This window comes from Streptomyces sp. NPDC057654 (assembly GCF_042800135.1).
In the GTDB taxonomy this organism is placed as follows: Bacteria; Actinomycetota; Actinomycetes; order Streptomycetales; family Streptomycetaceae; genus Streptomyces.
In genome coordinates this window covers 1-5,523 of sequence record NZ_JBHVHQ010000592.1, presented here as the reverse complement: position 1 = coordinate 5,523, position 5,523 = coordinate 1, and the positions used below count along the sequence as shown (strand labels likewise).

Annotated in this window: 5 protein-coding genes; 4 read left to right on the top strand and 1 reads right to left on the bottom strand. The window is 73.5% G+C overall.

The features are described 5' to 3' along the window. Positions 1-1,373: HtaA domain-containing protein (locus ACFU99_RS31450; protein WP_384398491.1), on the bottom strand; the 1,373-nt coding region annotated here is incomplete at its 3' end. Positions 1,374-1,467: 94 nt separating this feature from the next. Here ACFU99_RS31450 and ACFU99_RS31445 point away from each other — a divergent pair. From ACFU99_RS31445 to ACFU99_RS31430, 4 genes are all read left to right on the top strand, one after another. Further along, complete coding sequence (locus tag ACFU99_RS31445) at positions 1,468-2,508, top strand: hemin ABC transporter substrate-binding protein (protein WP_384398489.1); 1,041 nt, start codon at positions 1,468-1,470, stop codon at positions 2,506-2,508. 1 nt (position 2,509) lies between these two features. Continuing rightward, complete coding sequence (locus ACFU99_RS31440; RefSeq protein WP_384398487.1) at positions 2,510-3,610, top strand: FecCD family ABC transporter permease; 1,101 nt, start codon at positions 2,510-2,512, stop codon at positions 3,608-3,610. Then, positions 3,607-4,461 carry a heme ABC transporter ATP-binding protein gene (locus ACFU99_RS31435; RefSeq protein WP_384398485.1) on the top strand — a complete coding sequence of 285 codons (855 nt, stop codon included), beginning with the start codon at positions 3,607-3,609 and terminating at the stop codon, positions 4,459-4,461. The genes ACFU99_RS31440 and ACFU99_RS31435 overlap by 4 nt, the downstream gene beginning before the upstream one ends. Before the next feature lie 91 nt (positions 4,462-4,552). Next, positions 4,553-5,523, top strand: a 971-nt coding sequence (locus ACFU99_RS31430) for a hypothetical protein (protein ID WP_384398483.1), incomplete at its 3' end; no start/stop codon positions are given.

Here is a 5,523-nt window from a genome sequence, read left to right as displayed (position 1 = left end):
AGCACGACCAGCGCGCCCGCGCCCGCCGCGATCGGCACGGCCGACGACGAGGAGGAAGAGGAAGCGGCGGAAGCCGCGGCGGGCGTCGGGCTCGCGTCGGCGGCCGTCGGCGTCGCGCTCGGCGCGTGCCCGAGGTCCGGCAGCGGCGGCAGCTTCGCCTTGGCGTCGAGGGCGACGGAGAGGGAGACCGGGTCCATGTCGGCGCCCTCCTGGTACATGGAGCCGAACGCCTTCGCGCCCTCGGCCGTCAGCTTGGCCGGCGCTTCGGAGATCGCGATCAGGCCGTCCTTCGGCTTGAGGCTCTTCGCCTCGAACGTGGCGAGCGGTACGGACTTGTGCTCGCTCTTCCCGTCGGCGACGCCCGCGGAGAGCGTGCCCTCCCCGTCCCGCACCGCGACCTTCACGTCACTGAAGGAGAGGTCGAGGTGTTTGCCGGTGAAGCGCAGGGTGCCCGCGAAGGAGGCGTCCAGGGCGCCCTTGTCCTCGTCGTAGGAGCCCTTGCCCTTGGGGAAGCGGAAGAGCGCGCCGCCGTCCTGGGCGCCGTCGGCGAGCTGCCACTTGCCCTGGGCGATGGGCCCGGTGACGTACTCGCGGAAGGTACGGCGCACACCCCAGTCGACGGCCGCGTCCGCGAACTCGCCCTTGGCCGCGTCCTTCTCGTGCTTGTCGTCCTTCTTGGCCGCGTTGCCCGAAGGGGTCGCGCTCGGGGACGAGCCCGCCGCGCCCGGCTGGACGTCGGCCGACAGGTTCACCGGGTCGAGCGCGGTGCCCGCCGTGTAGTAGCCGGCGAACGCCTGCGCGCCCTGCGCGGTGAGGGTGGCGGGGATATTGGCGAGGGAGACGGCGGTGCCGCCGCCGCGCATGTTCACGCCGGAGAGGTTCAGCGCGGCCAGCGGCACCTGCGAGGCGCTGGTGACCTGTCCGCTGCCCTTGGCCTTGCTGACCATGTCGGCGTAGAGCGTGCCCTTGCCGCCGGCTATGCGGACGGTGGGGCGGCTGATGGTGAGGTCCAGTTCGTGGCCCCCGTCGGACTTCTTGTGGCCGGTGAAGCGGACCCCGCCGGAGAAGCCCGCCTCGAAGTCGCCGCTGTCCGGGACGTACGAGCCCTTGGCGGAGTGGAAGCGGAACGCGCTGCCGCCGACCGTGGCGGCCCCGCCCTGGAGGGTCCAACTGCCCTGCGCGATGGGCCCGGTGACGTAGCTCTGGAAGGAGGATTTGATGCCCCAGTCGAGCCTGCCGCCCGAGACCGTGCGGCTGTCCGCCGCGTGGGCCGTACCCGCCGGGAGCAGCAGCGCCGCCGTCAGCGCCGCGAAGAGCGCGAGGGCGAGCGCCCTGCCCGCGCTGACGGCGCGCACAGGTCTGAACGGCAGCATCAGGAACCCCTCCAGGGTGTGGTTATTGAGGTAAGGCTAACCTAAGCTACGACCGTTCAGGTCGGATACCTCCCGGAAGCGGAAAGGCTGAATCGTGCAGCAACGGCAGTCGGCGGGCGCGCCGATACGGGCCCCGCGCCCCCTCCGCGCACTCGTGGCGGTCCTCGCCCTGGCCCTGGCGCTCGTCGGCTGCGGAACGTCCGGCGGCGGAAGCGGCAAAAGCCCGGCGGGCGCGAAGAAGCAGCAGGCCGCCGCCGACCGCGTACAGCCGATCGCGACGCGCCCCCAGCCCAAGCTGCCCGCCACCGTGCGGTCCGCCGACGGCCACGACGTGACCGTGCACAGCGTCGAGCGGATCGTTCCGCTCACCGGCTCCCTCTCCGAGACCGTCTTCACCCTCGGCCTCGGCGACCACGTCGTCGCCCGCGACATCACCGCCACCTTCGACCAGGCGAAGAAGCTGCCGGTGGTGACCCGCGCGCACGACGTCTCGGCGGAGAGCGTGCTCTCCCTCAAGCCCACCCTCGTCCTCGCCGACACCACGACCGGACCGGCCGAGGCCATCGAGCAGATCCGGGCCGCGGGCATCCCCCTCGTCGTGCTCGACCCGCCCAAGAAGCTCTCCGACGTCGGCGACCGCATCGACGAGGTCGCGGCGGCGCTCGGCGTACGCGCGTCCGGCGACGAACTGCGCAAGCGGACCGAGCAGCGCGTGGCGGCCGTGCGGAAGGACATCCCGCACGGCGGCGAGAAGCCCCGCGTCGCCTTCCTCTACCTCCGCGGCTCGGCCGCCGTCTACCTCCTCGGCGGCAAGGGCTCCGGCGCGGACTCGCTCATCGAGGCGGCGGGCGGCGTCGACGCGGGCGTGGAGTCCGGGCTGAAGAAGGACTTCACGCCGATCACCAGCGAGGCCCTCGCGAAGGCCGCGCCGGACGTGCTGCTGCTCATGACGAAGGGGCTCGATTCGGTGGGCGGCGTCGACGGGCTGCTGAAGGTGCCGGGCGTCGCCGAGACCCCGGCCGGGATGGACCGCCGGATCGCCACGGTCGACGACGGCGTCCTGCTCAACTTCGGCCCCCGCACGGACACCGTGCTCAAGTCCCTCGTCGAGCAGATCCACAAGGGCGGCTCCTGACATGGCCGTTCTGACGGAAGAATCAACGTCCGCGGGCACCGGGAGCGCACCGTCCCGGCCGCGCGCCGCCGGCCGCCGCGGTCGGCGGACCCTGCTCATCGCGGCCATGGCCGCCGCCCTGATCGTCCTGTGCCTGCTCTCCGCGGGCATCGGCGCGTACGAGATCCCCGTCGGCGACGTCCTCGGCTCGCTGCTGCACCGCGTCGGGCTCGGCGGGGCCCGGCTGGACCGGGTCGGCGAGAGCGTGCTGTGGAACGTACGGCTGCCGCGCGTCGTCCTCGCCCTCCTCGTCGGGGCGTCGCTCGGCTGCGCGGGCGCGCTGATGCAGGGCGTCTTCGGCAACCCGCTCGCCGAACCCGGCGTCATCGGCATCTCCTCGGGCGCGGCCGTCGGTGCGGTCGGCTCGATCGCGCTCGGACTGAGCTTCTTCGGCAACTGGACGGTGACGGCCTGCGCGTTCGCCGCCGGCCTCGTCACGGTCACGCTCGTGTACGCGCTGTCGCGCTCGGGCGGCCGTACGGAGGTGGTGACGCTGATCCTCACCGGCATCGCCGTGAACGCCTTCGCGGGCGCGCTGATCGGCCTGTTCATCTTCTTCGCGGACAACGCGCAGATCACCCAGATCACCTTCTGGCAGCTCGGCTCCCTCGCCCAGGCCACCTGGCCGAAGGTGCTGGCCGTCCTGCCGTGTGCCCTGGCCGGGCTGGCCGTGGCCCCCTTCTCCGCGCGGAAACTGGACCTCCTCGCGCTCGGCGAACGCCCCGCCCGGCACCTGGGCGTGGACGTGGAGCGGCTGCGGATCACGCTGGTCCTGGTCGTCGCGCTGCTGACGGCCGCCGCGGTGGCGGTGGCGGGCATCATCACCTTCGTGGGACTGCTCGTCCCCCACCTCCTGCGGATGGCCGCGGGTCCCGGCCACCGGCTGCTCGTACCGGGCAGCGCGCTCGGCGGCGCCCTCGTCCTGGTCGCCGCCGACCTCGCGGCGCGTACGGTCGCCCAGCCCGCGGAGCTGCCGCTGGGCGTCCTGACGGCCCTCTTCGGAAGCCCGTTCTTCTTCTGGTTGCTCAGGCGGACCCGGCGCAAGCAAGGAGGCTGGGCATGATCAAGGGGCTTTTCTCCTCCCGCCAGCGGGCGCTCCCGCAGCCCCCGCCCCCCGGCGTGCCCCTCGTCGAAGCCGTCGCCCTGCGGGTGCGGTTGGGGGGACGTACGGTCCTGGCCGAGGTCGATCTCGTGGTCGCCGCCGGTGAGGTGCTGGCGCTGGTCGGGCCCAACGGGGCCGGGAAGTCGACGCTGCTCGCCGCGCTCGCCGCCGATCTGCCCGCCGAGTCCGGCGAGGTCCGCGTGGACGGGCGCGCCGCCGCCGGCTGGTCCGCCCCCGACCTGGCGCTGCGCCGGGCCGTGCTGCCGCAGTCGGCCGCGGTGTCCTTCCCGTTCGCGGTCGAGGAGGTCGTCCGGATGGGGCGCGCGCCCTGGGCCGGTACGCCCGCCGAGGACGCGGACGACGACGCGGTGTACGAGGCGATGGCCGCCGCCGAGGTGGCGGAGTTCGCCGAGCGGCCGTTCTCCGCGCTGTCCGGCGGCGAACGCGCCCGCGTCGCACTGGCGCGGGTGCTGGCGCAGCGCGCCCCGCTGCTGCTGCTCGACGAGCCGACGGCCGCGCTCGACCTGCGCCATCAGGAGCTGGTGCTGCGGGTGTGCCGGGAGCGGGCGGCGGCCGGGGACGCGGTGGTGGTCGTCCTGCACGACCTCGGGCTGGCCGCCGCGTACGCGGACCGGGTGGCCGTGCTGCACGAGGGGCGGATCGCGGCGGACGGCCCGCCGGAGCGCGTCTTCGACGCCGAACTGCTGACGCGCGTCTACCGGCAGCCGGTGGAAGTCGTCCCGCATCCGCGGACCGGGGAGCCGCTGGTGATCCCCCGTCGGGAGCCGCGGGCCCGGCGGGACGGGGGCTGAGAGGCGCGGTTCCCGGTACCCGCCCCCCTCGCCCGCTCCGCCCCCGGTAGGGTTGCGCCGTCCCAAGCAGCCCCGAAGGAGCCGTAGCCCGATGAGACGCCGGTTGCCCCGTCGACTGTTCACCGCACTCGCGGCCTCGACGCTCCTCACGCTGACCGGGTGCGTGACGGTGCACGGCGAGCGGGAGATCCTCCCGGCCGTGAGCCGGGAGGAGGCCCCCAAGGTCCTCCAGGGGTTCACGGACGCGTACAACAAGGCGTACCGGAAGCTCGACCCGGCGGCCGTCGACACGTTCGAGGCCGGGCCGCTGGCCGCGAACAACCGGGCCGACCTCACCGCGCAGCACACCCTCTCCCCCGGCGGGAACAAGTCCTACCCGGCGCTGGAGTTCAAGGACTCCCGCTTCACCATCCCCGCGCAGGCCGGATGGCCGAAGTTCTTCGTCGCGGACTCCGCCAGCAACCGCGACGGCAACCGCTGGTACCTGGTCTTCACCCGCGACGGGGCGAAGAAGCCGTGGCGCGCGGCCTATCTGTCGATCCTCAACCCGGACGACCGGCTCGACTTCGCGACCGGCAAGGACGGCTGGGCCGAACCGGTGCCGACGGGCGGCGGCTCGGGGCTGGTCGTCGACCCGGCCGCGATGAGCGGCGCGTACACGACATACCTCCAGAGCGGCAAGGGGAAGTTCGCGCCGGGCCAGTCGACATCACGGACGCGCGAGGCGCGCGAGAAGCTGCGGCGCACCCCGTCGTTCTGGACGGCGTACATCGACACCCCGGCCGGGCCCCCCGAGTACGCGCCGCTGGCGCTGCGCACCAAGGACGGCGGCGCGATGGTCTTCTTCACCGCGCTCCACCGGGAGAAGCGGACGCTGGCCAAGGGCGTGCAGCCGGCGATCGGCGACCCGCGCACCAAGGCGCTGCTGACCGGCGACTTCAAGCGCTCGGTGACGTTCACCAAGGTCTCGGAGTCGGCGGTGCGGGTGCCGTCGAAGGAGACAGGCGGCCAGGTGTCCTTCCTCAACCGGATCGAGGGGCTCACCGCGGTCAAGGGCGGCTG

Excerpts from the sequence above, each read along its gene's own strand:
- ACFU99_RS31440 (WP_384398487.1), top strand. The coding sequence starts at position 2,510 with ATGGCCGTTCTGACGGAAGAATCAACGTCCGCGGGCACCGGGAGCGCA.
- ACFU99_RS31435 (WP_384398485.1), top strand. The coding sequence starts at position 3,607 with ATGATCAAGGGGCTTTTCTCCTCCCGCCAGCGGGCGCTCCCGCAGCCC.